Genomic DNA, 23,728 nt, shown 5'->3' with positions numbered 1-23,728 from the left:
CCTACCTGCTAGTGACACGGATCATCGAGTCCTCCACCGGAAGCCCCGATGAATTTCAGCATTTCGGCTGATCCGGCGCGAGCACTTCGATCGGCGCCACGTCAACCGACACCGCAATGGTGCTGTTTCGTGCCTCTGTGTATATGACACCCCGCAGCGGCGGCACGTCAGCGTAGTCCCGGCCCCACGCGACCACGGTGTACCGCTCGTCGGCGAGCTGGTCGTTGGTGGGGTCGAAGGCGAGCCACCGGTCCCCCGGCATCCACACGGCCGCCCAGGCGTGCGTCGCGTCGACGCCGATCATCCGTTCCTTGCCGGGCGGCGGCTGCGTCGCCAGATAGCCGGACACGTACCGGGCCGCGAGTCCGCGCGACCGCAGGCAGGCGATGGCGAGCCGGGCGAAGTCCTGGCACACGCCCGACCGCTTCTCCAGTACCTCCGCGACACGGGTGGAGATCGACGTCGACCCCGACTTGTACTGGAAGTCGCGGTGGATGCGGGTGGTGAGATCGACCACCGCGTCGACGAGGGGCCGTTCCGGCGGGAAACTCGGCGCCGCGTACTCGCGGACCGCGTCGCTGATCTCGGGGGGTGCGAGGTCCAGCACGAACTCCTGCGCCATCGCCCCCTCCGTGCCCACGGGGCGGGACAACTCCCACGGCGCGTTCGCCGGTGCGGCGGCGAGCCTGGTCTTGTCGGGCCCGTAGACCTCGATCTCGGATTCGGCCGCGACGACCAGTTCCTCGTGCGGCGCGCTCACCTGGAAGTAGAGGTCCCGGTTGCCGTACACGTCGGACCCGGTGGAACGGTCCGCGGGCATCGGCGAGATGTCGACGACGGAACTCACACACCGCTGTTCGTCGGTGTCGCGTGGCAGGAGGTAACCCCGGCCGTACGACGAGGAGACCGGCCCCGAGTACGTGTACGTGGTGCGGTGGGTGATCTTGTATCGGCGCAGCACCGGCCGTTCCGCGGCCTCGTCCGTGCGGGGCGACACGTCGGTCATGCGGGGACCCCGCCCTGCGAGGCGCTCCACGTGGTCCCGCTGCCCCAGAGCGGCTGGGTGCCGCCCGGCAGGGACAGCTGACCTTTCAGCATCACGTCGGACAGTTCGCTCAGCAGCGCGTGCATCGTGACCGTCAGCTCACCCAGCTCCTTCCGGGACCCGTTCCGGTCGACCGATTCGAGTCGAACGGGGTCGACGCGGCGCACGGTATTGACCATGTCCTCGACGAGCCGCTCCGCGCGCGACGCACCCGAGGCGTCCGGCAGTGCGGCGAGATTCGCACGGAGCGCCTCGAGCTGGAACGCCAGCGACCGCGGGTTCTTCACGTCGAACAGCAGCAATTCGGCCACGGCCGCCGGGCGGATGCTGCGATTGCGGCGGCGGTAGACGACCGAACTCTCGGTGGCGACGAGAAGCGATTCGATCACCGCCCGCTCGGTCGCCGGATCCGTCTTCCGTCGCAGCGTGGACTCGACCAGCGCAATCAGGGTGGATGCCCGCTCGATCCGCTTCCCGATGTCCATGACGTGCCAGCCGGTGTCGCGGACCAGCGACTCCGCGGCGACTCCCGACAGGGCGAGCATCCCGCCGAGGACCGCGGACTGCGCCTCGAACAGCACGGACCCGTCGTCGACCGTGTCGGCGGCGACCTGTCCGAGCGCGCGTTCGACGGAGCTGAGGACGGCCCAGATGTCGTTCGACAGTTGCCCGCGCACGGCCCGCGCGGCCTGCTCGACGCCGCGGACCGCGTGCGCGAGCGACCCGTCCCGGTCGGGGTCCACGGTCAGCGAACGGAACTCCGAGCGCACCCGCAGCCGGTCGGCGACCGGATCCGAACCGGACTCGGCGCTGCGATCGGGCCCCTCCGGGCGGTTCCCGGCGTCGGCGACCTGCAGGACCGTGTCGAGCAGGATCGGGAGGCTTCCGCCGCCCGCGAGCCACGGTCGCAGGCGGTAGTCGCGGTACTTCTCGCCGACGGCGATCATCAGTCGTGCCGCGCCTTCGGCGCGCTCGGCGAACCGGCCCATCCAGAACAGTTCGGTCAGTGCGCGGGGCGACGTCATCAGGTCGGACGTCGTCGCCGCATACGTGGGCAGGGCGTCCCCGTCCCGGTCGACGGTGTCCCCCGGATCGGTGGACGCGGTGCGCTGGGCCAGCCGGATCCAGACGTCCTTCGCGCCGGCGTGGCGCCGGTCCCCCCGCTCGGCCCCGGGAACGAGGGACGTGCCGAGTCCACCGGCCATCGGGGTGAATCCCACCTGCTGCGCGACACCGAACAGCCGCACCCCGACCGGTGCGAGGACGACCTCCCCGGATCCGTCGGCCGCGGGCGCATACGAGGGGTCCGGAACGATCTGCCCGACCCACCGCTCGGGTTCGGCCCGCACCCGGTCCAGCAGGGCGTCCCGGTCGGCGTCACCGAGCTCGGCGGGCACGATCGGCGGACCCCCGTCCACGGCGCGCAGCACCATCGACGGGGCGTTCGCCAGGATGTGGGACAGCTCCGACCGGTCGCCTCCCCAGAAACTCGGAACCGACGGCAGCAGTAGGTCCTCGTCGAGGAGGCGACGGCACAGTTCCGGGAGCAGCCGGGTGAGGGCCGGGTTCTCGAGGATTCCGGTGCCGAGGGGGTTGACGACGGTCACCGCTCCCCGTCGCAGCACCTCGACGAGCCCGACCACACCGGACCGGGAGTCGGGGCGCAGGTCGAGGGGGTCGGCGAGGTCGGCGTCCACCCGCCGGACGATCACGTCGACGCGTTCCAGGTTGCCGAGGGAGCGCATCCACACGTGGCCGTCGCGGACCACCAGGTCGGCGCTCTCCACGAGTGGGAAGCCGAGGACTGTCGCGAGATACGCCTGATCGAATGCCGCCTCGGACCGGGTTCGGGGGCTGAGGACGACGACCAGGGGGTCCTCGGTGCCCGCGGGGGCGGCGTCGATCGCCGCGAGCCGCATCGACTGGGCGAACGAGGACAGCGGGCGCGGGCCCACGGTCTCGTAGATGCCGGGCATCGCCCGGGCGATGACGCGGCGGTCCGCCATCGCGTACCCGGCGCCCGCCGGGGACTGCGTGTGGTCGCGCAGCGCGTGGAACGTGCCGTCCGCTCCGCGACCGACGTCGAGTCCGTGCAGGAACAGTTGATGGCGGCCCGGCACCGTGATGCCGTGCGCCGCACGGACGTACCCCGGGTGCCCGAACACCGTGCGGGCCGGAACGGCGCCGCTCCGGACGAGCGCCATCGGTCCGTACAGATCGGCGAGCACCGCGTCGAGGAGGCGGGAGCGCTGCACGAAGCCCGCGGCGAGCTGCTCCCACTCCTCGGCCGCGACGATCAGCGGGACCGCGTCGATCTCCCACCGCGGCGGTGCGGTCGGGGCGTCCGATCCGTCGAGGGGGTTGTAGGTGATTCCGTGGTTGTCGACGAGAAGCCGGATGCGGGACTGCAGGCGGCGGACTAAGTCCGGCCCGGCTCCCGTGAAGTCCTGGGCCAACTCCGCCCACGGTTCCCGGATGTCGCCGCCGTCGCCGAAGAGTTCGTCGTAGCCCGTGCCGTCGTGCGGCGAGACAGTCATAGTCTCCGCCTCTGGGCCAGGGAGCGCTCTTTCCGCGCCTGTTCGAGAAGCCGGCGCGGATCGCCGCCGCTGCGCAATCGCAGCGCCAGAACCAGAACGCCGGCGACCACGATGCCCACCATGTTGACACCGAGTTGCAGCGCCGCGAGCGCCGCGACGCGCCATTCGCCCACGGTGACCGCGACGACGGCGAAACCCGCTGCGGGAACGGTGGTGACCGAGATGAAGACACCGACGAGTGCCGCCGACTTCGCGGACACGAGCGCGAGCATGCCTGCCGCACCGGCGAGGAGCGCGACGATCAGTGAGAGTGGTCCGACCCGGTAGATGAAATCGACCTGGTCGAGGGACTCGATGCTCTCGAACTCCATCCAGCCGACCCGCTCCATCAGCAGCGTCGCTACCAGCGTCGCCGCCATCGCGAACGGGAACCCGAAGAGCAGGGCGATCAGCGACCGGCGGGCCAGGCTGAGCTTGCGCCGCATCAGGGCGACGGCGAGCGCGGCGAGCGGACCGAACTCCGGCCCCACCACCATGGCCCCGACGACGGTGATCGGCGAGTCGGTCACCACACCCACCGCGGCCAGCAGGCAGGCGATGGTGAGGAATGCGAGGAAGGTGCCGTTGAGCGTCGACTCCTCGCGCGTCCGGCTGACCAGTTCCTCCCACACGACGCTGTCCGCCGGATCACCGGGGGCCGCCCTCTCCGCGTCGTGTGCGGACTTCGACAGCACCGTCTCGACGGGCTCCACCGTGATCGCGCCGGTGCGATCGATTCCCAGGGCCTCGAGCGCATCGATCACGTCGTTCGCGGACTCGCGGGCCACGTCGGTCTGGATCGCGTCACCGGCGGGGTCGATCGCAGCGTCGCGCAGGACCACCACGTGGGTGGCGCCGGGTTCGGCGGCGAGCACACCGAGGACGTCCTCGGTGCGCTCGGCCGGACAGATCACTCGCAGGTGCAACATCGTGTCCCCCGGCTGTTCCGCGTCGTCCGGTCATTCGGGTCCCACCGGCAGATCGCGCCGGTGGACCCGCCTACTTGTCTGCGGGTGCGGCGGGCTCGGCCGCCGCGGCGTCGCCCTTCGGCTCCGGCTTGGCGTCCACCCCGGACTCCTTGCGCTGCTGCGCGGTGATCGGAGCCGGGGCACTCGTCAGCGGATCGACGCCGCCACCCGACTTCGGGAATGCGATGACCTCACGGATCGAATCGACACCGGCCAGCAGGGCGGTGATGCGGTCCCAGCCGAACGCGATGCCGCCGTGCGGCGGGGCGCCGAACGCGAACGCGTCGAGCAGGAAGCCGAACTTCTCCTCGGCTTCCTCGTGGGAGATGCCCATCACCTTGAACACTCGCTCCTGAATGTCCTTGCGGTGGATACGGATACTGCCGCCACCGATCTCGTTGCCGTTGCAGACGATGTCGTAGGCGTACGCGAGCGCGGACCCCGGGTCGGTGTCGAACGTGTCGATCGACTCCGGCTTGGGCGAGGTGAACGCGTGGTGCACGGCCGTCCAGGCGCTGTAGCCGAGCGCGACGTCGCCGCTCGCGGTGGCGTCCGCCGTCGGCTCGAACAGCGGTGCGTCGACGACCCACACGAACGCCCAGGCGTCCGGGTCGATGAGGTTCTGCTTGCGGGCGATCTCGCCGCGCGCGGCACCGAGCAGCGCCCGGGACGACTTGGTGGCGCCGGCGGCGAAGAAGATGCAGTCGCCCGGCTTCGCACCGACGTGCGCGGCGAGGCCCTCGCGTTCGGCGTCGGTGAGGTTCTTGGCCACCGGTCCCCCGAGCGTGCCGTCCTCGCCGACGAGCACGTACGCCAGGCCCTTCGCCCCGCGCTGCTTGGCCCATTCCTGCCAGGCGTCGAGCTGCTTACGCGGCTGGCTCGCACCGCCGGGCATCACCACCGCACCGACGTATTCCTGCTGGAATACGCGGAACGTGGTGTCCTTGAAGAACTCGGCGCACTCGACCAGTTCGACACCGAAACGCAGGTCCGGCTTGTCGGAACCGTAGCGACGCATCGCCTCGGCGTACGTCATCCGCGCGATCGGTGTCTTGATCTCGTGCCCGACCAGCTTCCACAGCGACGACAGCACCTCCTCGGCGAGGAGGATGACGTCGTCCTGGTTGACGAAGCTCATCTCGATGTCGAGCTGCGTGAACTCGGGCTGGCGGTCCGCCCGGAAGTCCTCGTCGCGGTAGCAGCGCGCGATCTGGTAGTAGCGTTCGATGCCACCGACCATGAGCAGCTGCTTGAACAGCTGCGGGCTCTGCGGCAACGCGTAGAAGCTGCCCGGCTGCAGTCGCGCGGGAACCAGGAAGTCGCGGGCGCCCTCCGGCGTCGACCGCGTCAACGTGGGCGTCTCGACCTCGACGAACTCGTGGTGCGCGAGCACGGCGCGTGCCGCGGCGTTGACCTTGGACCGCAGGCGGATGGCGTGGCCGGGACCCTCACGGCGCAGGTCGAGGTAGCGGTACTTCAGGCGCGCTTCCTCACCGGCCTGGTCGTCCAGCTGGAACGGCAGCGGCGCGCTCTCGTTGAGGACCTCGAGCTCGGTGACGTTGACCTCGATGGCTCCGGTGGGGATCTCGAAGTTCTGGTTGCCCTCGGGACGCACCTCGACCACACCGGTCACCTTGACGCAGTACTCCGCGCGCAGACGGTGTGCCTGCTCGGCGGCGGCGCCTTCCCGGAACACCACCTGGGACACACCCGACGCGTCACGTAGATCGATGAAGATCACCCCGCCGTGATCACGACGCCTGGCAACCCAACCGGTGAGGGTTACGGTCTGCTGGGCCTGCTCGGCTCGCAATGAACCGGCGAGATGTGTGCGCAGCACGGGATTCCTTTCGAAACATGGGGCAAGCTACTTCGTTGGCTGAGATCCTACGGAGACACCGTGCGTGAGCGGAAACGCATACCCGCTTCGCGTGCGAGGCTCGATCGGCACGCACCGGAAAACTGACGAGAAAGCGACGACGACATGACCTTCAACGAGGGCGCCCGAATGGACTCCGGCCGGGTGTCGGTCGGTGGCGGGGGCGGCGGTGGCCTCGGCGGCAAGTTCGCGATGGGCGGCGGCGCCGGCGGTCTGATCGTGCTGGTTCTCGCACTGCTCCTCGGTGGCGATCCCGGCTCGCTGCTCGGCGGCCTCAGCGGCACCACCGATTCCGCCGGCCAGAATTCCGGCGCGGGCCTCGCCGGATGCGAGACCGGCGCGGACGCCAACCGCGACGTGAACTGCCGGGTGGTGTTCACCGCAGGCAGTCTCGACTCCGTGTGGCAGCAGGAACTCGGGAAACAGACCGGCACCGCGTACGTGCCGCCAGAGGTCGTGCTGTTCTCCGGTTCCGTCAATACCGGCTGCGGCAACGCCACCAGTGAAGTCGGACCGTTCTACTGCCCGGCGGACTCGACGGCGTATTTCGACACCAGCTTCTTCCAGCTCCTCGTCGACCGCTTCGGGTCCAGCGGCGGACCGCTGGCGCAGGAGTACGTCGTGGCGCACGAGTTCGGCCACCACATCCAGAACCAGCTCGGCGACATCGGGCGGGCACAGGCCGACCCGCGGGGCGCCGACTCGGCTGCGGTGCGAACCGAGTTGCAGGCCGACTGCTACGCGGGCGTGTGGGCCCACTACGCCGACACTCTCCCCGGACCCGACGGCGGACCGCCGTTCCTGAACACGCTCACCGACACCGACATCGACGACGCTCTCTCCGCCGCCTCGTCGGTCGGTGACGACCGGATCCAGCAATCCGCGGGCGCCCGGGTGAATCCGGAGGGCTGGACGCACGGCTCCTCGGAGCAGCGCCAGAAGTGGTTCGCGACCGGTTACCGGACGGGCCAGGTCCAGGCCTGCGACACCTATTCCGCCCGCGATCTGAACAACCCGCCCGCGCTGCGCTGACCACTCGACCACCGACAATAAATATTGTCTTGACAGAAATTGCTGTCGGTGTGACAGTTGACGCATGTTGGACGTAGCAGTGATCGACCAAGCGGCCGCCGCGGAGATCTCCCTGGACCCGGTCCGGGCGCGGTTGCTCGCGGCGCTCGCCGAACCCGGTTCGGCGAGTTCCATCGCCGCGGCGGTCGGACTGACGCGGCAGAAGGCCAACTACCACCTACGCGCACTCGAGGAGCACGGCCTCGTCGAACTCGTCGAGGAACGCAAGAAGGGCAACGTCACCGAGCGGGTGTTCCAGGCCACCGCGGCGTCCTACGTCATCTCCCCCGCCGCGTTCGCCGCCCTCGCACCCGATCCCGACCGGTCACCGGACCAACTGTCGGCCCGCTGGCTGGTCGCACTGGCGGCGCGACTGGTGCGTGAGGTCGGCGAGTTGATCGCCGGCGCTACCGCGGCGCGTCAGCCACTGGCCACCTACGCGATCGACAGCGAGGTCCGGTTCGCGTCCGCGGCCGACCGGTCCGCCTTCGCCGACGAACTCGGCGAGTCGGTGAAGCATCTGGTGGCCCGATACCACGACGAGAACGCCCCGAACGGGCGCAGGCACCGCCTCGTCGTCGCACTGCACCCCAGCCTGAAAACACCGTCCGAGCAAGCGAAGTCACCCGACAACCGTCACGAGGAGAGCTAGCCATGTCCGAGAACTTCGAGATTCGCCGCGAGGTCGTCCTGAACGCCACCCCGGAAGACGTGTTCGCCGCCGTCACCAGCGGCACCGGCGGGTGGATGTTTCCCTCCGAACTCGATCCCGGCGTCGGCAGCGAGGGACCCGACGACCCGACCGTCGTCGCGTGGGAGCCGCCGCAGAAGTTCGCCGTGCGCCAGGAAGGCCCCGACGGCTGGTTCAACGCCCTCGAATACCTCATCGAGGCCCGCGACGGCGGCACCGCGGCGCTGCGCTACGTCCACAGCGGCATCTTCACGGACGATTGGGACGCGCAGTACGACGGCGCCGACAAGCACACCACGTTCTACCTCCACAGCCTCGGCCAGTACGTCCAGTACTTCGCCGGCCGCGCGGCCACCTACATCACAACCGGCGGTCCGGAGGCCTCCACCGGTCCCGGCGCAATGGCCGCCCTCCGCGGCGCGCTCGGCCTGACCGACACCTCCGCGACCGACGACACAGTGTCCGTCGACGTCCCAGGTTTCGGCACGGTCGACGGCGTCGTCGACTACCTGACGCCGCACTTCATCGGCATCCGGACCGACGATGCGCTGTACCGGTTCTACGGCCGCAACGCGTTCGGCGGTACGGTCGACGCGGCGCACCACCTGTTCGCTGCCGGCGTCGACCAGGAGAAGTCGCAGGACGCGTGGAAGTCCTGGCTGGACAACGTCTTCGCCTGAACCCGTCGCACCCCGTTCAGGACGCCGTGAACTCGCCCCCGCCCGGAATGTTCGGGGTGCTCGTGGTGATCTCGACGCTGACCCTTCCGGCCCCCGGATCGAAGTACACGGCTGTCGGCGCGCCCGGACCGTCCCATCCGCTCAACACCCACTGCTTCGTTCCGGAGGCGCCGGTGTCGAGGTTGCGCCAATGCAGGGTTCCGTCGACCAGGCAGACCCGGGAGGGGCCCGCGAAGTACGTCGTCAACAGCACGTAGTTCGGCCCGTACGGCGCCGGGTAATCGGACGACGCCCGGGCGTCGATCCGCCCTCCGCACACGCTGATGTCGCCGGGGTTCAGCCCGTGCCCGATCGTGTAGGTGGGGGTCAGCGTCGCCGTCTCCGCCCCGGCGGCCGCCGGTGCACCGAACAGTGCGGCGGCGGCGAGCGAACCCGCCACCGCCGAACGGACAACCAGATTTCCCACAGGCATGGCGCTCCTCGGTCGTGTGCGTCGGGTGAACCCCTCTCCCCGTGAATGGATATCCGTTCTGTCCGCGGCGTCGTGACCCCACGGCGTCTCATGCATGGTCTGGGCATAGAAGATCTGGGGTGATTGTCCATCCGGCTGTGGTGAGCCATCGTTGAACCGGCTTGGCCAGATCGCCGTCCTCGGCGAGTTCGGCGAAGTAGTCGGCGTGGATGGGCCCGTCGCCGCAGACACTGCAGCCGAGGTCGAACGCTGGTTGCCCGGGTTCGCAGTGGCGGCATTGCTGTCGACCGATCAGCGTTCCGCGGTGATCGGGATCGGGGTGGAGCCAGATCACCGCGAGGTCAGCGCGTTGGTGTGCTGCCTCGGCGCGAGTAGTGGGCTCGTGTCCGCAGGTCGGGCACGTGCGAGAAGTGGGTACAGGTGCACGTGGATCGGCGACCAGGATCTCCTGCGTGACCGGCGCGATGTCCACGCGCTTGTGCAGAAGCCCATAGACCGTGGTGCGCGGCACTTTCAGCATGTCGGCGATCTGCGCGAGGTGTGTTCACCTGCGTCGTACAGGCGTTGAGCGAGTGCCTTTTACTCAGCAGAATGTGCAGTTCAGAGCGGCGTCCGATAGGGATCGCTTCTCGACATCAAACTCGCCGACGCGTGTGCGCGTGTATCGTGCTGCCGGCCGCCCGAGGACTGGGCCGGAGATCTGGCCCGCATGTTCAAGGCCCTCGGCGAGGTGTGCCCGGTGGGGGGGTGTCGACGAGCGCGATCCTGGGATGCGCTGCCGGTGACCGAGGGCCGATGCGGGCTACCTCTTGCGTGCAGTGACGAGCAGGTACTCGGCCTCGTAGAGTGTCCGGCCAGGCGCATCGGCCCGATTCCATGCGGTGAGAAACTGCAGGAAATCCCGCTCGAGGTTCGCGATCCGATCCGGGTCCGCGGCATTGTGGCGGTACACGGCGATCGTCGGGCCATAGTTGCGTTTCCAGAACTCCCGGAACTCCGTCGGGTCTGCGAAGCGGTCGATCACGAGCGACTGGCGGTGCGCGTCGAGCGCAGTCACCCTGTCGCCGAACAGGTCGCGGACGTGTTGCTCGTCGCCCCACAACGGCGGCGGGGTCGCACCGCGCGGCGGGGGCGGTGCGTAGGGTCCCATGGTCTTGAACAGGTTGCCGATCAGGCCCTGCGGTGTCCAGTTGATCATCGCGATGGTGCCGCCGGGCCGGCAGACTCGCAGCATCTCGTCGGCGGTCTGCCGATGGTGCGGCGCGAACATTGCCCCGACGACCGAGATGACGGCGTCGAAGCTGTCGTCGTCGAACGCCAACGCCTCCGCGTCGGCTTCGACCCAGTCCAGTTCGACGCCGCGCTGGGCGGCGATCGCTCGCCCGGCGACGAACAGTTCCGGCGTCAGGTCCGACGCGACGACGGTGGCGCCGCGCGCGGCAGCCGGGATCGCGGCGTTGCCGCTGCCGGCGGCCACGTCGAGCACCCGCTGGCCGGCGCGGATGTCGGCTGCCTCCACGAGTACCTCGCCGAGGGCCGGGATCAGCTCGGCGGCGACGGTCGGGTAGTCGCCGGAGGCCCACAACGCTCGGTGTTTGGCCTTGAGCGCGCGGTCGGTGTCTCTATCGGTGGGAATGGTGGTCATGTCGTGTCCTCGTCCTCGATGCCGGGTGCCGGGATGTCGGCACATCAATAGACGACGGCCGGTTCGGAAGGACGCACGCGAGCTGATTTCGGCGGAATGCGTTCAGCCGAGTGTGAGCTGGGCGCGGTGGAAGTCGAAGTGCTTGCCCGGGTACCGGTAGACCTGCTCGAGGGTCATGGTCTCGGTGAAGAACGGGTCCCACCGCACCGGAAAGGCCATGCTGCGCCGCAGGTTTGCTTCTGATTCGTCGGCCAGGGAGCGTTGCAGCGTGGCGATGACGCGGTCGCACTTCCGGCCCATCCGGCGGTGGTCGAAGACGGTGGCCGCCGCGCACGAGCCGAGGTAGTTGATCTGGTGGAACGCCGGTGTCGTGGCGTCCAGGACGCGGGCGAATCCTCGGCCGGCCCGGTCAGGTAGCCGGGAGAACGCCCGGACCAGCACCAGTAGGCGGCGAACCACCATGTAGCCGAACACCATGTGGAACAGCAGTTGCGCGTTCGTCCATCGGGTACCGGACGAGCGTCGATCGAGCTTGTCGCCGCTCGCGCCGTCGACGAGCTCGTGCAGGAGGACCCTGGCGCGCTCGAGATCCGCGGCGATCGCTGCTCGATCCACCGGTCGTGGAGGTTCGGTCATGGCTGGTCCGCGGCGGCTGAGCGGCGTTCGAGGAAGACGGTGTCGCGCCAGATGCCGTCGAGTCGCGCGATGCGTTCGCGGACGCCGATGGTGCGGAATCCGGCGGAGTGATGCAGGGCGATGCTGGCCCGGTTCTCCGGAAAGATCGAGGTCTGCAAGGTCCATATCCCGGCTTCGTCGGCGGCGATGACCTGGGTGCGCAGCAGGGCCTTGCCGACGCCGCGCCCGCGCATCCCGACGGCGACGTAGACGGAGTTCTCGGCTACGCCTCGATAGCAGTCCCGCCCGGAGGTCGGACCCAGTGCGGCCCAGCCGACCACGACGCCGTCGATCTCGGCGACCCACCGATGCCCGGGCAGCCATTGGGCGTCCAGGGTTTCCCGGGTAGGGACCTCGGTGGTGAAGGTGGCGGTGCGAGTGGCGATGCCCTCACCGTAGATGCGGCGGACGTCGTCCCAGTCCTGTTCCGTCATGGGGCGCACGGTCACGTCGTCGGGGAGGTCGTCCGGGCAGCACGGCCGCGGGGTCAGCACGCCCATGACCGCGTCGGCGGCGTGCGGGAGTCCGGTGCAGCAGGAGGGGTTGACCGTGACGACGGTGCTGGTGCGGTCCTTGTGGACGGAGACGAACCCGACGTCGGCAAGCTTGCGCACGTGGTGCGAAATGGTGGGCTGACCGATGCCCAGGGCCTCGGCCAGCTCACCCACGGTGATCCCAGCCGGGCGGGAGGCGACCTGATGCAGCAACCGCACCCGGGTGGGATCGGCCAGGCAGGCGAACCAGCCGGCGTAGGTGACCGCGTCCTCCGGCGCCAACGCATCCACCTGCGCGGTGCCGGGGGTGCGGACGGCCGGCATGTCCAGGGAAGTCATGCCCTTCACTATATCGACATCCATCGATGGTTGCATTAATCGACGCTCATCGATACTCTCCGACGTTAGAGGATCGATGAACGTCGATGAAAGGATTATCCAGATGAACACCTTGCCCGTAGTCGTCGTAGGCGCCGGCCCGATCGGCCTCGCAGCCGCGGCACAATTGCGTGAGCGCGGCCTGACCCCGCTGGTCTTCGAACGCGGCCCGGTGGCCGGTGCGGCGATCTCCGAGTGGAACCACGTGCGGCTGTTCTCCCGTTGGGGTGAGCTGATCGACCCCGCCGCCCGCCGCCTGCTCGACGCCACCGGCTGGGTGGCCCCGGACGACGAGGCGTACCCGACCGGCCAGGACTGGACCCGCGACTACCTTTCGCCGCTGGCCGCCGCCCTCGGCGACATCGTGCAGCTGGGCACCGAGGTGGTCGGCGTGGCCCGCCGCGGCCGGGACCGGGTCGTCGACGCCGACCGCGACACCGAACCGCTCTCGGTGCACCTGCGCCGCGCCGACGGCACCGCGGACCGCATCCTCGCGCAGGCCGTCATCGACGCCTCCGGCACCTGGACCACCCCCAACCCCCTCGGCGGCGAAGGCCTGCCCGCACTCGGCGAGAAGTCCGCGGCCGACCGGATCGAGTACCGGGTGCCGAACATCGACGACCCCGAGGTGCGGGCCCGGTACGCGGGCAAGCACATCGTGATCGCCGGCAGCGGGCACTCGGCGCTGACCGCCATCGTCGCGTTGGCCGATCTGGAGAAGCAGGCGCCGGGTACCCGGATCAGCTGGGTGCTGCGCCGCGGCGACGCCGGCTCCACCTTCGGCGGCGGCGAGGACGATCAGCTGCCCGCCCGCGGCGCCCTCGGATTGCGCGCCAAGGCGGCGGTCGACGACGGGCTGTTGCAGGTGGTCCCCGGATTCCGCACCGCAGCCATCGAGTCCCACGGTGAGCGGGTGGTGTTGGTGTCCGACACCGGAGCCCGGATCGAGGACGTCGATCGGGTGGTGGCGCTTACCGGGTTCCGGCCCGATTTGTCCTGGCTCTCGGAGATTCGCCTGGGCCTGGATCCGGTGCTGCAGGCGCCGGTGGAGTTGGCGCCGCTGATCGATCCGAACGTGCATTCCTGCGGCACCGTCTACCCACACGGGGTCGCCGAACTGTCGCATCCGGAGCCGAATGTGTTCCTGGTCGGGATGAAAAGCTACGGCCGCGCCCCGACATTCCTGGCGATGACCGGGTACGAGCAGGTCCGCTCCATCGCCGCCGCCCTGGCCGGCGACCCCGACGCCGCCGCCCGGGTGGAGCTCACCCTGCCGGAGACCGGAGTCTGCGGCGGCGCCGGGGTGTTCGACGACCCCGAGCCCGCGACCGCCGAGGGCGGGTGCTGCTCCGCACCTACTCCGCAGCTGATCACCCTGTCCGCCTGCGCGGACGGATAACCGATGACGGACACCAGGACCCTGCCGCAGACCGCGCTTCTCGACGGGGTCGGTCTGCGGCGGGTCCTGGCAGTGCTGTGCCTGACCGAGATCACCAGCTGGGGCATCCTCTACTACGCGTTTCCGGTGCTGTCGGTGTCCATTTCGGCCGACACCGGGTGGTCCCTGCCGGTGATCGTGGCGGCGTTCTCCCTGTCCCAGCTCGCCGCCGCGCTGACCGGGATCCCGGTCGGACGGATCATCGACCGGTTCGGGCCGCGGGCGGTGATGACCGCCGGATCCGTCCTCGCCGTCCCCGCGCTGCTGGTTGTCGCGGCCGCCCCGAACCTGCCGACCTTCTACGCCGGGTGGCTCGCTGCCGGGATCGCGATGGGCGCGGTGCTGTCTCCGCCCGCGTTCGCGGCGCTGACCCGCTGGTACGGCGACGGCTACGTCAAGGCGCTGATGATCCTCACCCTCGCCGCCGGGTTGGCCAGCACCGTCTTCGCCCCGCTCACCGCGGCGTTGGTCGACCGGTACGACTGGCGGACCACCTATCTCGTCCTCGCCGCCATCCTGGCCGTCATCACCGTGCCCGGGCACCTGCTCGGCCTGCGCGGGCGGTGGCCGCACCCACCCACCCCAGTGGGGGACCATCCGGTCGATCACCGGGATGCCTCTCGCAGCCGCGCGTTCCTCGCCCTCGTCATCGCACTGAGTCTCGGGGCGTTCGCCGCGTTCGCCGGGGTGTTCAACCTGGTGCCACTGCTGATCGAGCAGGGCTTCTCCCCGTCCCTCGCGGCCCTGACGTTGGGGTTGGGTGGGGCCGGTCAGGTCCTCGGCCGCCTCGGCTACCTCCCGATCGCCGCCCGCACCACCGCCCGCACCCGGATCGTGGTGATCCTCGCCGCCACCGCCGCCAGCACCGCATTGCTGGGGATCGCCTCCACCACTGCCGCGTTGATCGGGGTGGCGATCGGGGCCGGTCAGGTCCTCGGCCGCCTCGGCTACCTCCCGATCGCCGCCCGCACCACCGCCCGCACCCGGATCGTGGTGATCCTCGCCGCCACCGCCGCCAGCACCGCATTGCTGGGGATCGCCTCCACCACTGCCGCGTTGATCGGGGTGGCGATCGGGGCCGGGCTGATCCGCGGGATCTTCACCCTGATCCAGGCCACCGCGATCACCGACCGATGGGGCGCCACCCACTACGGGCGCCTCAATGGGCTCATGTCCGCCCCGGTGGTCATCGTCATGGCACTGGCCCCCTGGGCCGGAACCGCACTGTCGGCGCGGACCGGGAGCTACGCCCACGCCTACCTGATCCTCGCCGCCCTCGCCGTAGTCGCCTCCCTCATCGGCGCCGCCAGCATCCCCCGGCATCGGCGCCACGATGCCGCCACCACTACCTGACCCTCTCGACAACCCTGGAAGGGACAACTGAATTGAGCGACTACGACGTCCTCGTCGTCGGCGGCTGGCAGTCCGGCCTGGCCGCCGCCCATCACGCACTGCGCCGCGGCCTGAAACCGGCGATCCTCGAGGCCTGATTCGGCGGTGGGCGCGTCCAACGCGAAGTTGCTTCGTCTGAGGAAGCGGACTCTCATCCAGAACCGGGTGAGAGCACACCTTCTTTCGAGAGGAACCCTCCGATGACCACCCACCTGTTCTCTCCCCCCGGAACCGGCCTCGAGGCCGGCGGCCACGGCGGGGGTGTGAGATGACCGCCCCCGCCGTCCTCGTCGAGGATCTGCACGTCGCCTTCGGCAAGAACTGGGCCCTCGACGGTGTCGACTTGGAGGCTGCCGCGGGGACCACGCTCGGTGTGCTCGGCCACAACGGTGCCGGCAAGACCACCCTGATCCGCACGCTGACCACCCTGGTGCGTCCCACCATCGGCCGCGTGCATATCGAGGACCTGGACGTCGTCGCCGACGCCACCGAGGTCCGCCGCCGGATCGGGGTGACCGGCCAATACGCCGGTCTCGACGAATTCCTCACCGCCCGAGAGAATCTGGAGCTGATCGGCCGCCTGACCGGGCTGCGGCGCACCGCCCGCGCGCGGGCCGACGCGCTGATCGACCGGCTCGGTCTGGACGAGTACGCGGCTCGGCGGGTAGGGGAACTCTCCGGGGGCTCGCGCCGCCGGATCGATCTGGCCGCCAGTCTCGTCGGATCCCCGTCGCTGCTGTTCCTGGACGAGCCGACCACGGGCCTGGACCCCCTCGCCCGCGCCGGGCTGTGGGACGTCGTGGACGAGCTCACCGACGCGGGCACCACGGTCGTGCTCACCACCCAGTACCTCGAGGAGGCGGACCGGCTCGCCGACCACATCGTGGTCCTCAGCCGGGGCCGGGTCGCTGCCCGCGGCACCCCCGCCGAGCTGAAACGGATCGTCGGCGGCAAGGTCGTCAGCGCGACGGTCCCCGCCCATCAGCTCGCCGCGCTGCCGTTCGTCCCGGACGCCGACCGGGTCGACGACAACCGGGTTCGGGCGTCGGTCACCGTCGACGACGCCCCCGCCGCGATCGCGCTGGTCGCCGACCTGCACGACCGCGGCATCGAGGTCACCGACCTGGACGTAGCTTCCCCGAGCCTCGACGACGTCTTCACCCACCTCGCCCACACAGGAGCCCACAAATGACCACCACCAACGCGATCGGGCGGCCCTCGGCCTTGGACCAGCTCGCCGCGCTCACCGTCCGGAACCTGCGCACCAGCGCACGTGTTCCGCAGCTGTTGATGTTCTCGCTGACCATGCCGATGGCGATGCTGGTGCTGTTCAGTCAGGTGTTCCGCAGCGTCGCGGCCGGACCCGGCTTTCCGGCCGGGGTCAGTTACATCGTCTTCCTCACTCCGGCGATGCTCGCCGTCTCCACCGTGATGGCCGGCACCAACGCCGGAGTGTCCGCCGCGATCGATCACACCAACGGCCTCCATGACCGCTTCGCTGCCCTGCCGATGCGGGCGGCGTTGACGGGGGTGGCTCGCACCATCAACGAGGCCGTCTTCACCCTCGCCCGGGCTGCGTTGCTCGGGATCGCCGCCGTGGCTTTGGGTTTCGAGTTCCACGGCACCGCCGGTGATGCCGTCGCCGCGGTCATCGTGCTGGTGGTGCTGGCCGGGGCGATGAGCGCCCTGTTCGGGCTGATCGGGGACCGGCTCCGCCGGCCGGACGTGGTCCAGTTCGCCGGGATGATGGTGATGATGCCGCTGATGTTCGTCTCGAGTGCGTTCGCGCCGATCGAGACCATGCCCGGCTGGATGCAGGCCATGGCGACGGTGAATCCGGTCGCGCACGCCACCGACGCCCTGCGCGGCCACGTCCTCGGCACCGCCACCGCCGGCGACACCGCCGCAGCCCTGGTTGCGGCGATCGGGTTGTGGGCGGTGGTGACCGCCGTGCCCGCCTTCACCCGCGTGGTTCGGTCCGCACGCACCCGCTGAACGACGACACCCCGCCCTGTCCTCCCCCCAAGGATGGGGCGGGTTCTTCGTGTCTGCTGTCCGTCCGGATCCGGGCACTCCTCTGGCCCCTACCCCGGTGGAGGGGGTAGAGGCTGAGAGAGTGCTGTGGTCAGCGGATGCGCCCGGTGCGGGCGTCGACGGCGCTCATGCGGCGGCGTCGAGCAGATGCAATTCCTCCGCCACGATCAGATCGACCTCTTCGTCGGTCAGGCCCGACAACAGATGTGTGGTCAGCATCGCTCTCACCTCCTCACCGCGCTTCTACTGGTACGTCGAACCGGAGAACCCGGAATCGACATCGACACCCATACAGACGAGGAACTTCGGATTCGGACGCAGGTGCGTCCGATGACGGTCAATGTCGTCCGTACCTCTGGAACGACCCTGACCCAGGGGGTCGCCACCGCGCCTCGGGGCGGGGATCCTGTAAGACGGAGAGGAACCACAGATCATGAACGAGGACACGGCCACCACCGCGACGACACCGCAGTCGGCACCAGCTGATCTCGACCAGCTCTGGCGCCGCTTCTCGAGCGACTTGCGGGCCTTCATCGCCCGCCGGGTCTCACGGCCCGAGGACGCCGACGACATTCTGTCGATCGTGTTCCTGCGGATGGCGAAGAGCCTGGACAACCTGCGCGAGCAGGACCGGCTCCTGGGGTGGATGTATGCCATCACCCGCAACGCGATCACCGACTACTACCGGTCCGCGCCCCATCGGCGGGAGCTGGCCGTCGACACTGTCCCCGACAACCCGCGCGAGGGCGAACCGGACGACGACGAGACGGCGGAGAAGGAACTCGCCTCCTGCCTGGTGCCGATGCTCTCCGGACTGCCCGCCGAGCAGGCCGCGGCGGTGAAGATGGTCGACCTCGACGCCCGAACCCACGCCGCCGCGGCCGGGGAGGCGGGGATTTCGGTGTCCGGCATGAAATCCCGCGTTCAACGCGGCCGTGCCACCCTCCAGGCCCGACTGCACGCCTGCTGTGAGATCAGCCAGGACCGGACCGGTCACGTGCACGACTACCAGCCCCGCAGCGGATCCTGCGCCTGCGGCGCCCCCTCACCCGCGGACCAGTAGACCGTCACACCCGCTCGGGAGCGGCGCACCGGTAGACCGCGCGGCACCACGCACAGACGACGGTGCGGTGCGAGCCAAACGCTCGCACCGCACCGTTGTCATCTGAGGGCTACTGGCAGCCGCATCCACCACCCGCCGTCGCCGCCGGACCGCAGCACGTCGACTTCTCACTCTGGTCGCAGCAGATGGTTTGCCTCTCGGTGCTGCAACACGTGGGCGCCGCAGCCTGTGGGGTTCGGTCCGTCCGATCCGTCGCCGGGTTCTCGAACTCGTGGGGGTCGGTCATGGTGACTCCTTGATCCGTCGGGTTGGGTACCAGATCAGACGGAGGAGGGCGAGAAGGGACGCAAGCCCCTCGGATCGGCGGCATCAGAACAGCAGCCGAGGCGGGGTTGCGCTCTTCTGCAGGTCACGGGCCTTGCTGTTGCATCGACCCAACAGGCACCGACATTGTCGGCGACGCTGCTCGTCGCGTACCCCTTCGCGGCGAGGACGGTCGGCGCGGCCTCGAGAAACCGGGACCGCCGCTCCGCCTTGCGCGCCGCGACCGGCCGTGCCCACGCACAATCAGGCTGCGGGAACAGGGAACTGGCACAGGGCACCCATCCGACCGCCCGGGGATTCGGATGTCGGGCATACCGGTGCCCCGCCGTCAAGCCTGCCGACGGCACGGCCCGGACCATTTCGTCGGGAAGACCATTACGCGGGCGAGGAGGGCGGCGAGTCGGGCTTCTCTTGTGATCAGGCGCGAGAGATCAGCCCGTTTCACCCGCTTCGGGTGAAGGCGCACTCCAGGCGGTATGCGAAGCATGAACGGAAGGGGTTGCCGGCCCGATGGCGGAGGTGTCGACGATGTTCGATGGTGACAGGACTCGATTCGAGGGCGGGTATCCCACCGAGGAGACGATTCGGCGGGCATACGAAGACGCGGATCTGGTGCGGGCGATCCAGTGTTACCGGTTCTTCTATCCGACCGTCTCGCTCGAGGCGACCTGGCGCGGCAACCTCTCGGGTGGGGTGGTGCCGAACAAGGTCTTCGCCCTGCTCGAGGGCACCCCGCAGCAGTTCGTGTTCACCCCCAACTCCGACACCCCGTATACCGGGCTGGCGCTGGACTTGAGCGGTGGCCCGATGGTGCTGGAGTTGCCCCCGGGACCGTTGATGGGCGCGGTCAACGACCTGAATCAGCTGTGGGTGATGGATATCGGGCTCCCAGGTCCGGCGAAGGCCGCGGGCGGCAAGCATCTGGTAATCCCGCCGGGATACGACGGCGTTATCCCCGACGATGTCTATTCGGGGCGGTCGACGACCAACCGGGTGCTGGTGCTGGTGCGGGCATTGCCGCAGGGCAAGGACGTCGCCGGTGCGATCACGCTGATGAAGTCGGTGACGGTGTACCCGCACGAACCGGTCGCCGAATGGACTGAGCCGACCTGGATCGATCTCAGCCGCCAGGCGGATCTCGATTTCACCCCGGTGCGGTGGGAGGACAATCTCCAGTACTGGCAGGTTTTGCACGACATCATCGACGCCGAACCCGCGTACGAGGGGTATCGGAGTCAGTACGGCGAGCTCGCCGCGCTCGGAATCGCCAAGGGCGCCCCGTTCGAGCCGGACGAACGGATGAGCATCATCCTGACCCGGGCCGCCGAACTGGGGCACGCCCAGCTGTGTGTGCAGTCGTTCGCCGACCGGCGTCCCGAACGCACAGTGTGGGAGGGGCGGCACTGGGAATGGGCGGTGCTCCGGCCGGAGAACGGAACATTCGAGACGGCGAACTACGTGGATCTGTACGCCCGGGAGAAGTGGTTTTACCAGGCGCAGATCGAATCCCCCGCGATGTTCGCCCGCAGCCCGGGCGCCGGATCGCTGTACTGGCTCGGACTACGTGACGCGAACGGTACCTACCTGAACGGCTCGAATACCTACACCCTGACGGTGCCGCAGCCGGTGCCGGCGAAACTGTTCTGGTCGATCACGGTCTACGACGCCGAAACCCGCAGTGAGATCCGGACCGAGCAGAACCGGGCCGCGCTCCGGTCGCTGTTCGAACTGTCCGACCTCGACCCGCAGGCCCCGATCGTGTTGCACTTCGGTCCGGACTCCCCGGCGTCGGAGGAGGCCGGCCGCTGGATTCAGACCCTCCCGGGGCAGGGCTGGTTCGTCTACTTCCGCATCTACGGCCCCGACGCGCCGGCGTTCGATGGGTCGTGGCAGTTACCGGATTTCGACAAGACGTCGCAGTGAGCGTCGCAGGAGGGTCGGTGGTGCACCTGAATGCCGGTGCGCATGGTGAACACCGTGTCCCGGGTCTGGTTCACCAGTGTCCCTTTCAGGGTGATCACATCACCGGTTCCTCGCGCCGCCCGAATGTTCTCGATCACCAAGAATCCGGTGACGATGTCGGCGGGGCGTACCGGCCGCACGAAGCGGAGTTCGCGGACGCCGCGGCCGGCGATGATGCGCCAGTGGGTGGCTGCGCACGGCCGTGTCGCAGGCGAAGCAATGGGTGCCGGCAACGAGGAGGTCGACGCGTCCGTAGCGGGTGCAGTGCCAGTTGCGACCATCGCCCGAGCAGGGCTCGCACACCTGTCCCCCGCCGCCGTCGTCACCGACGAGCGGACGACGGTGGCCGCAGTGGGTGCAGGGAGCGAGGTCGCGCCGCAGGTGTCGGTAGCAGGGGGCCGCAGACCGGAAAGACGGTGCCCCACTCCGAGAACGGCAGATTCGATGCGATCCCGATACTCGCCCGTTCCTTGGATCGGGGCGCGGCGAAAATGAGTAGTGGGTGTGACCGGCATGACGGCCACACCCACACTGCGAGAACTGATGATCAACTCGACCAATCCGGACTTCGCACCGCCAGCAAAGAGCGGTGATTCAAAGGGCGATTCCAAGGACGTCCCCTGCGTCCGACGGGGCAGGTAAGGCCGGCTCGATCACAGCCCACAGGTCCGCACTCGAGCCCGTCATTTAGCACAGATGCTCTATGGGACAGGGAAGGTGCCGAGCCCCGGGTGGACCAGTATCTGGTACCCATCGACCGGAGGGTACGCGCCGACGTCGGCGACCGCGGCGATCATCCCGCTGCCGGTGACGACCGTCGCGGGCGCGTATCGGCACCAATCCCCCGGTGCGGTGGGCCCACTGGGGTCGCGCTCCACAAGTTGGAGGGCGATGGTGCCGGCGACGCCGGTGGTCAGGTTCCGCCAATTCACCGACACGGCGACGCAGTATCTCGAGGTCGTCGCGGAACGCTCCACCGCAAAGGCCACCACGCCGGATGCACCCGTCGTTGCCGACGGTGTCACGGTTGACAGCGGCGGCGGGTAGTCACAGGCCAACACGGTCAGCAACAGGCATCCTGCGACGAACCGCACCGGGACCTGGAACGCCGTGGTCGTCGCTGCCGGGACCGGCGGCGTGTCCGCCATCGCGGTGACGGACGAGCCGAGCGGGATCGCGAGGACCGCCACCGATGCCGCGGCCCAGGCTACGAACGAACGACGAATTCCTGCACGACGCACGGCGTCAGCCTCTCGAGTTGGATCCATCCCGACCCTGGTGCAGTGTCAGGCTACTCGCTGCGTGGCAGCGCAGACCTGGCAATGGCGTGCGGGACAGGCCGCGGGGTATCTCCTACGCGGCGCTCGTCATCCATCATCGCGTCCGCCATAAGCAGACACGCTCTAGTGTCGACACCGTGACATCGGGTGACATCGAAAAGGAGACTTCCATGCCGTTCACGGACGAAGAGATCGCCTATCTGCGGTCGCAGCCGATCGCTCGCGTCGCCACCGTAGGCGCAGACGGGCAACCCGACGTGGTTCCACTCGCATTCGAGTTCGACGGAACGGACTTCTGGGTGGGAGGTTCCGGCGCGTCGGTCGCCGGTACCCGCAAGTTCCGGAACATCCGGGCCGGGAACGCCAAGGTGTCGCTGGTCGTCGACGACCTGGTGTCGTTCGAACCGTTCGTCGCGCGGTCCATCCGGATCTACGGCACGGCCGATCAGCCGGTGGAACGGGACGGCATGGTCGGCCCCGGCCTCTATGTTCGCATCGCACCGGCCATTTCGTGGAGCTGGAACATGGCGGGAGAACCTGCCGGCGCAGAGTGGTACGAGCCGAGGCGGACGGTTCACGTCAGAAGAGAGTGAGCGCCGCCCCGGGACGACCGGCTCCGACCAGTTCACCGCGATCGGACTCGACGGCCTCGGTGTTCCCGGCCTCGCGATGGTTCGCCCCACCGCCCAGGCCGTACCGGTCGACGAGGGGGTCGACTCGCTGCTTCAGCCACGACTTGTATTCGGGCGGAACGTAGGCCGCCCGCCCGTACAACTGCCGGTACTGACGGACGAGCGCCGGATGCTCTGTCGACAGCCAGTTCATGAACCAGCCCTTGGTGCTACCGCGCAGGTGCATCGGAAAGACGGTCACACCCGAGGCGCCGGCATCGGCGATGGATTCGAGTAGTCCGTCCAGATGCCGCACCGAATCGGTCAGGAAGGGAATGACGGGGGCCACCATCACATTGCAGGGCAGGCCGGCGTCCGTGATCGCCCGGATCAGATCGAGGCGCGCCTTCGGAGTGGGCGTTCCCGGCTCGATCGATTTCTGAAGGTCGGGATCGTGGATCGCGAGCGACACGCCGATGCTGACCGGCACCTGCTGGGCGGCGAGAGCCAGCAGCGGGAGGTCGCGTCGGAGCAACGTCCCCTTGGTCAGAATCGAGAACGGGGTGGCGGATTCGGCCAGCGCGCGAATGATGCCGGGCATCAGGCGGTACCGGCCTTCCGCTCGCTGATAGGGATCGGTGTTGGTGCCGAGCGCCACGTGTTCACGCTTCCACGACCGACGCCCCAGCTCCTTGCGCAGCACCGCCGCGACATTGGTCTTCACGACGATCTGACTGTCGAAATCGCGGCCCGCGTCGAGGTCGAGGTATTCGTGGGTGGGCCGTGCAAAGCAGTAGCGACACGAGTGCGAACATCCGCGAAAGGCGTTGACGGTGAACCGGAACGGCAGCTGTGACTCCTCGGGCATCTTGTTCAGCGCGCTCTTGCACAGCACCTCGTGGAAGGTGATGCCGTCGAATTCGGGTGTCTGCACGCTGCGCACGAGCCCGGCGCGTTCCAGCCCCGGCAGTGCACCGTCGTCGGCGTCGACCGCTTGCCCATCCCACCTCATGAGTACATGCGAACATTTGTTCTAACCGGTGTCAAGGC

The 23,728-nt window shown here is 69.0% G+C and carries 21 protein-coding genes; 10 read left to right on the top strand and 11 right to left on the bottom strand.

All coding sequences use genetic code 11. The features are described 5' to 3' along the window. Positions 1-55: 55 nt before the first annotated feature. From DTA22_RS34585 to aspS, 4 genes are all read right to left on the bottom strand, one after another. Positions 56-1,006 (bottom strand): transglutaminase family protein, encoded by a 951-nt coding sequence (locus tag DTA22_RS34585; protein ID WP_112302394.1) that lies wholly within the window; start codon positions 1,004-1,006, stop codon positions 56-58. Continuing rightward, complete coding sequence (locus DTA22_RS34580) at positions 1,003-3,582, bottom strand: circularly permuted type 2 ATP-grasp protein (protein WP_112302393.1); 2,580 nt, start codon at positions 3,580-3,582, stop codon at positions 1,003-1,005. The genes DTA22_RS34585 and DTA22_RS34580 overlap by 4 nt, the downstream gene beginning before the upstream one ends. After that, a complete protein-coding gene (locus tag DTA22_RS34575; RefSeq protein WP_037237584.1) occupies positions 3,579-4,550 on the bottom strand; it encodes a DUF389 domain-containing protein in 972 nt (323 codons plus the stop codon). The genes DTA22_RS34580 and DTA22_RS34575 overlap by 4 nt, the downstream gene beginning before the upstream one ends. 70 nt (positions 4,551-4,620) lie before the next feature. Beyond that, entirely contained in the window at positions 4,621-6,429 is a 1,809-nt protein-coding gene (gene aspS, locus DTA22_RS34570; protein WP_112302392.1) for an aspartate--tRNA ligase, read from the bottom strand. Positions 6,430-6,573: 144 nt separating this feature from the next. Here aspS and ypfJ point away from each other — a divergent pair, with 144 nt between their 5' ends. From ypfJ to DTA22_RS34555, 3 genes are all read left to right on the top strand, one after another. After that, positions 6,574-7,500, top strand: a complete 927-nt coding sequence (gene ypfJ, locus DTA22_RS34565; RefSeq protein ID WP_037237588.1) for a KPN_02809 family neutral zinc metallopeptidase — start codon at positions 6,574-6,576, stop codon at positions 7,498-7,500. A 64-nt stretch (positions 7,501-7,564) separates the two neighbouring features. Further along, positions 7,565-8,191, top strand: a complete 627-nt coding sequence (locus tag DTA22_RS34560; RefSeq protein ID WP_037237591.1) for an ArsR/SmtB family transcription factor — start codon at positions 7,565-7,567, stop codon at positions 8,189-8,191. 2 nt (positions 8,192-8,193) lie between these two features. After that, complete coding sequence (locus tag DTA22_RS34555; RefSeq protein WP_037237592.1) at positions 8,194-8,910, top strand: SRPBCC family protein; 717 nt, start codon at positions 8,194-8,196, stop codon at positions 8,908-8,910. A 16-nt stretch (positions 8,911-8,926) separates the two neighbouring features. On the opposite strand, the gene DTA22_RS34550 is transcribed toward DTA22_RS34555, so the two are convergent. From DTA22_RS34550 to DTA22_RS34530, 5 genes are all read right to left on the bottom strand, one after another. Further along, positions 8,927-9,382, bottom strand: a complete 456-nt coding sequence (locus tag DTA22_RS34550) for a hypothetical protein (protein WP_112302391.1) — start codon at positions 9,380-9,382, stop codon at positions 8,927-8,929. An 88-nt stretch (positions 9,383-9,470) separates the two neighbouring features. After that, entirely contained in the window at positions 9,471-9,902 is a 432-nt protein-coding gene (locus DTA22_RS34545; RefSeq protein ID WP_112302390.1) for a Hin recombinase, read from the bottom strand. Between the two features lie 282 nt (positions 9,903-10,184). Beyond that, complete coding sequence (locus DTA22_RS34540) at positions 10,185-11,027, bottom strand: class I SAM-dependent methyltransferase (RefSeq protein WP_037237596.1); 843 nt, start codon at positions 11,025-11,027, stop codon at positions 10,185-10,187. Between the two features lie 102 nt (positions 11,028-11,129). Next, positions 11,130-11,663, bottom strand: coding sequence for a DinB family protein (locus tag DTA22_RS34535; protein ID WP_112302389.1), 534 nt, complete (start codon positions 11,661-11,663; stop codon positions 11,130-11,132). Further along, positions 11,660-12,535: a helix-turn-helix domain-containing GNAT family N-acetyltransferase gene (locus tag DTA22_RS34530; RefSeq protein ID WP_037237687.1), complete on the bottom strand. Its 876-nt coding sequence runs from the start codon at positions 12,533-12,535 to the stop codon at positions 11,660-11,662. Before DTA22_RS34530 ends, DTA22_RS34535 begins: the two co-directional genes overlap by 4 nt. A gap of 103 nt (positions 12,536-12,638) precedes the next feature. Here DTA22_RS34530 and DTA22_RS34525 point away from each other — a divergent pair, with 103 nt between their 5' ends. The 6 genes from DTA22_RS34525 to DTA22_RS34495 all read left to right on the top strand — a co-directional run bounded on the left by DTA22_RS34525 (position 12,639) and on the right by DTA22_RS34495 (position 20,748). Further along, a complete protein-coding gene (locus DTA22_RS34525) occupies positions 12,639-13,973 on the top strand; it encodes an NAD(P)-binding domain-containing protein (protein WP_112302388.1) in 1,335 nt (444 codons plus the stop codon). Positions 13,974-13,976: 3 nt separating this feature from the next. Continuing rightward, positions 13,977-15,365 carry an MFS transporter gene (locus DTA22_RS34520; RefSeq protein ID WP_245973271.1) on the top strand — a complete coding sequence of 463 codons (1,389 nt, stop codon included), beginning with the start codon at positions 13,977-13,979 and terminating at the stop codon, positions 15,363-15,365. 307 nt (positions 15,366-15,672) lie between these two features. Then, the gene (locus tag DTA22_RS34515; protein ID WP_112302387.1) at positions 15,673-16,596 is read left to right on the top strand and encodes an ATP-binding cassette domain-containing protein; all 924 of its coding nucleotides are present in this window, start codon (positions 15,673-15,675) and stop codon (positions 16,594-16,596) included. Next, positions 16,593-17,399, top strand: a complete 807-nt coding sequence (locus DTA22_RS34510; RefSeq protein WP_037237605.1) for an ABC transporter permease — start codon at positions 16,593-16,595, stop codon at positions 17,397-17,399. The genes DTA22_RS34515 and DTA22_RS34510 overlap by 4 nt, the downstream gene beginning before the upstream one ends. A 472-nt stretch (positions 17,400-17,871) precedes the next feature. After that, positions 17,872-18,501 carry a sigma-70 family RNA polymerase sigma factor gene (locus DTA22_RS34505; protein WP_007296053.1) on the top strand — a complete coding sequence of 210 codons (630 nt, stop codon included), beginning with the start codon at positions 17,872-17,874 and terminating at the stop codon, positions 18,499-18,501. Between the two features lie 852 nt (positions 18,502-19,353). Continuing rightward, positions 19,354-20,748 carry a DUF1254 domain-containing protein gene (locus DTA22_RS34495; protein WP_245973272.1) on the top strand — a complete coding sequence of 465 codons (1,395 nt, stop codon included), beginning with the start codon at positions 19,354-19,356 and terminating at the stop codon, positions 20,746-20,748. Positions 20,749-21,488: 740 nt separating this feature from the next. Here DTA22_RS34495 and DTA22_RS34480 read toward each other — a convergent pair. Next, positions 21,489-22,028, bottom strand: coding sequence for a hypothetical protein (locus DTA22_RS34480; RefSeq protein ID WP_037237611.1), 540 nt, complete (start codon positions 22,026-22,028; stop codon positions 21,489-21,491). 209 nt (positions 22,029-22,237) lie between these two features. Between DTA22_RS34480 and DTA22_RS34475 the strand changes: the two genes are divergently transcribed. Then, positions 22,238-22,660, top strand: a complete 423-nt coding sequence (locus tag DTA22_RS34475; protein ID WP_112302383.1) for a PPOX class F420-dependent oxidoreductase — start codon at positions 22,238-22,240, stop codon at positions 22,658-22,660. Here the strand turns inward: DTA22_RS34475 and DTA22_RS34470 are convergent. Further along, complete coding sequence (locus DTA22_RS34470) at positions 22,647-23,690, bottom strand: Rv2578c family radical SAM protein (RefSeq protein ID WP_037237616.1); 1,044 nt, start codon at positions 23,688-23,690, stop codon at positions 22,647-22,649. The two genes, DTA22_RS34475 and DTA22_RS34470, sit on opposite strands and share 14 nt — an antisense overlap. Positions 23,691-23,728 lie beyond the last annotated feature (38 nt).

Source organism: Rhodococcus wratislaviensis (assembly GCF_900455735.1).
GTDB lineage: Bacteria > Actinomycetota > Actinomycetes > Mycobacteriales > Mycobacteriaceae > Rhodococcus_F > Rhodococcus_F wratislaviensis.
The sequence above is the reverse complement of the archived record's forward strand: the minus strand, read 5'-3'. Positions and strand labels throughout refer to the sequence as shown.

Excerpts from the sequence above, each read along its gene's own strand:
- DTA22_RS34585 (WP_112302394.1), bottom strand. The coding sequence starts at position 1,006 with ATGACCGACGTGTCGCCCCGCACGGACGAGGCCGCGGAACGGCCGGTG.
- DTA22_RS34580 (WP_112302393.1), bottom strand. The coding sequence starts at position 3,582 with ATGACTGTCTCGCCGCACGACGGCACGGGCTACGACGAACTCTTCGGC.
- DTA22_RS34575 (WP_037237584.1), bottom strand. The coding sequence starts at position 4,550 with ATGTTGCACCTGCGAGTGATCTGTCCGGCCGAGCGCACCGAGGACGTC.
- ypfJ (WP_037237588.1), top strand. The coding sequence starts at position 6,574 with ATGACCTTCAACGAGGGCGCCCGAATGGACTCCGGCCGGGTGTCGGTC.
- DTA22_RS34560 (WP_037237591.1), top strand. The coding sequence starts at position 7,565 with ATGTTGGACGTAGCAGTGATCGACCAAGCGGCCGCCGCGGAGATCTCC.
- DTA22_RS34555 (WP_037237592.1), top strand. The coding sequence starts at position 8,194 with ATGTCCGAGAACTTCGAGATTCGCCGCGAGGTCGTCCTGAACGCCACC.
- DTA22_RS34550 (WP_112302391.1), bottom strand. The coding sequence starts at position 9,382 with ATGCCTGTGGGAAATCTGGTTGTCCGTTCGGCGGTGGCGGGTTCGCTC.
- DTA22_RS34545 (WP_112302390.1), bottom strand. The coding sequence starts at position 9,902 with ATGCTGAAAGTGCCGCGCACCACGGTCTATGGGCTTCTGCACAAGCGC.
- DTA22_RS34540 (WP_037237596.1), bottom strand. The coding sequence starts at position 11,027 with ATGACCACCATTCCCACCGATAGAGACACCGACCGCGCGCTCAAGGCC.
- DTA22_RS34535 (WP_112302389.1), bottom strand. The coding sequence starts at position 11,663 with ATGACCGAACCTCCACGACCGGTGGATCGAGCAGCGATCGCCGCGGAT.
- DTA22_RS34530 (WP_037237687.1), bottom strand. The coding sequence starts at position 12,535 with ATGACTTCCCTGGACATGCCGGCCGTCCGCACCCCCGGCACCGCGCAG.
- DTA22_RS34525 (WP_112302388.1), top strand. The coding sequence starts at position 12,639 with ATGAACACCTTGCCCGTAGTCGTCGTAGGCGCCGGCCCGATCGGCCTC.
- DTA22_RS34520 (WP_245973271.1), top strand. The coding sequence starts at position 13,977 with ATGACGGACACCAGGACCCTGCCGCAGACCGCGCTTCTCGACGGGGTC.
- DTA22_RS34515 (WP_112302387.1), top strand. The coding sequence starts at position 15,673 with ATGACCGCCCCCGCCGTCCTCGTCGAGGATCTGCACGTCGCCTTCGGC.
- DTA22_RS34510 (WP_037237605.1), top strand. The coding sequence starts at position 16,593 with ATGACCACCACCAACGCGATCGGGCGGCCCTCGGCCTTGGACCAGCTC.
- DTA22_RS34505 (WP_007296053.1), top strand. The coding sequence starts at position 17,872 with ATGAACGAGGACACGGCCACCACCGCGACGACACCGCAGTCGGCACCA.
- DTA22_RS34495 (WP_245973272.1), top strand. The coding sequence starts at position 19,354 with ATGTTCGATGGTGACAGGACTCGATTCGAGGGCGGGTATCCCACCGAG.
- DTA22_RS34475 (WP_112302383.1), top strand. The coding sequence starts at position 22,238 with ATGCCGTTCACGGACGAAGAGATCGCCTATCTGCGGTCGCAGCCGATC.
- DTA22_RS34470 (WP_037237616.1), bottom strand. The coding sequence starts at position 23,690 with ATGAGGTGGGATGGGCAAGCGGTCGACGCCGACGACGGTGCACTGCCG.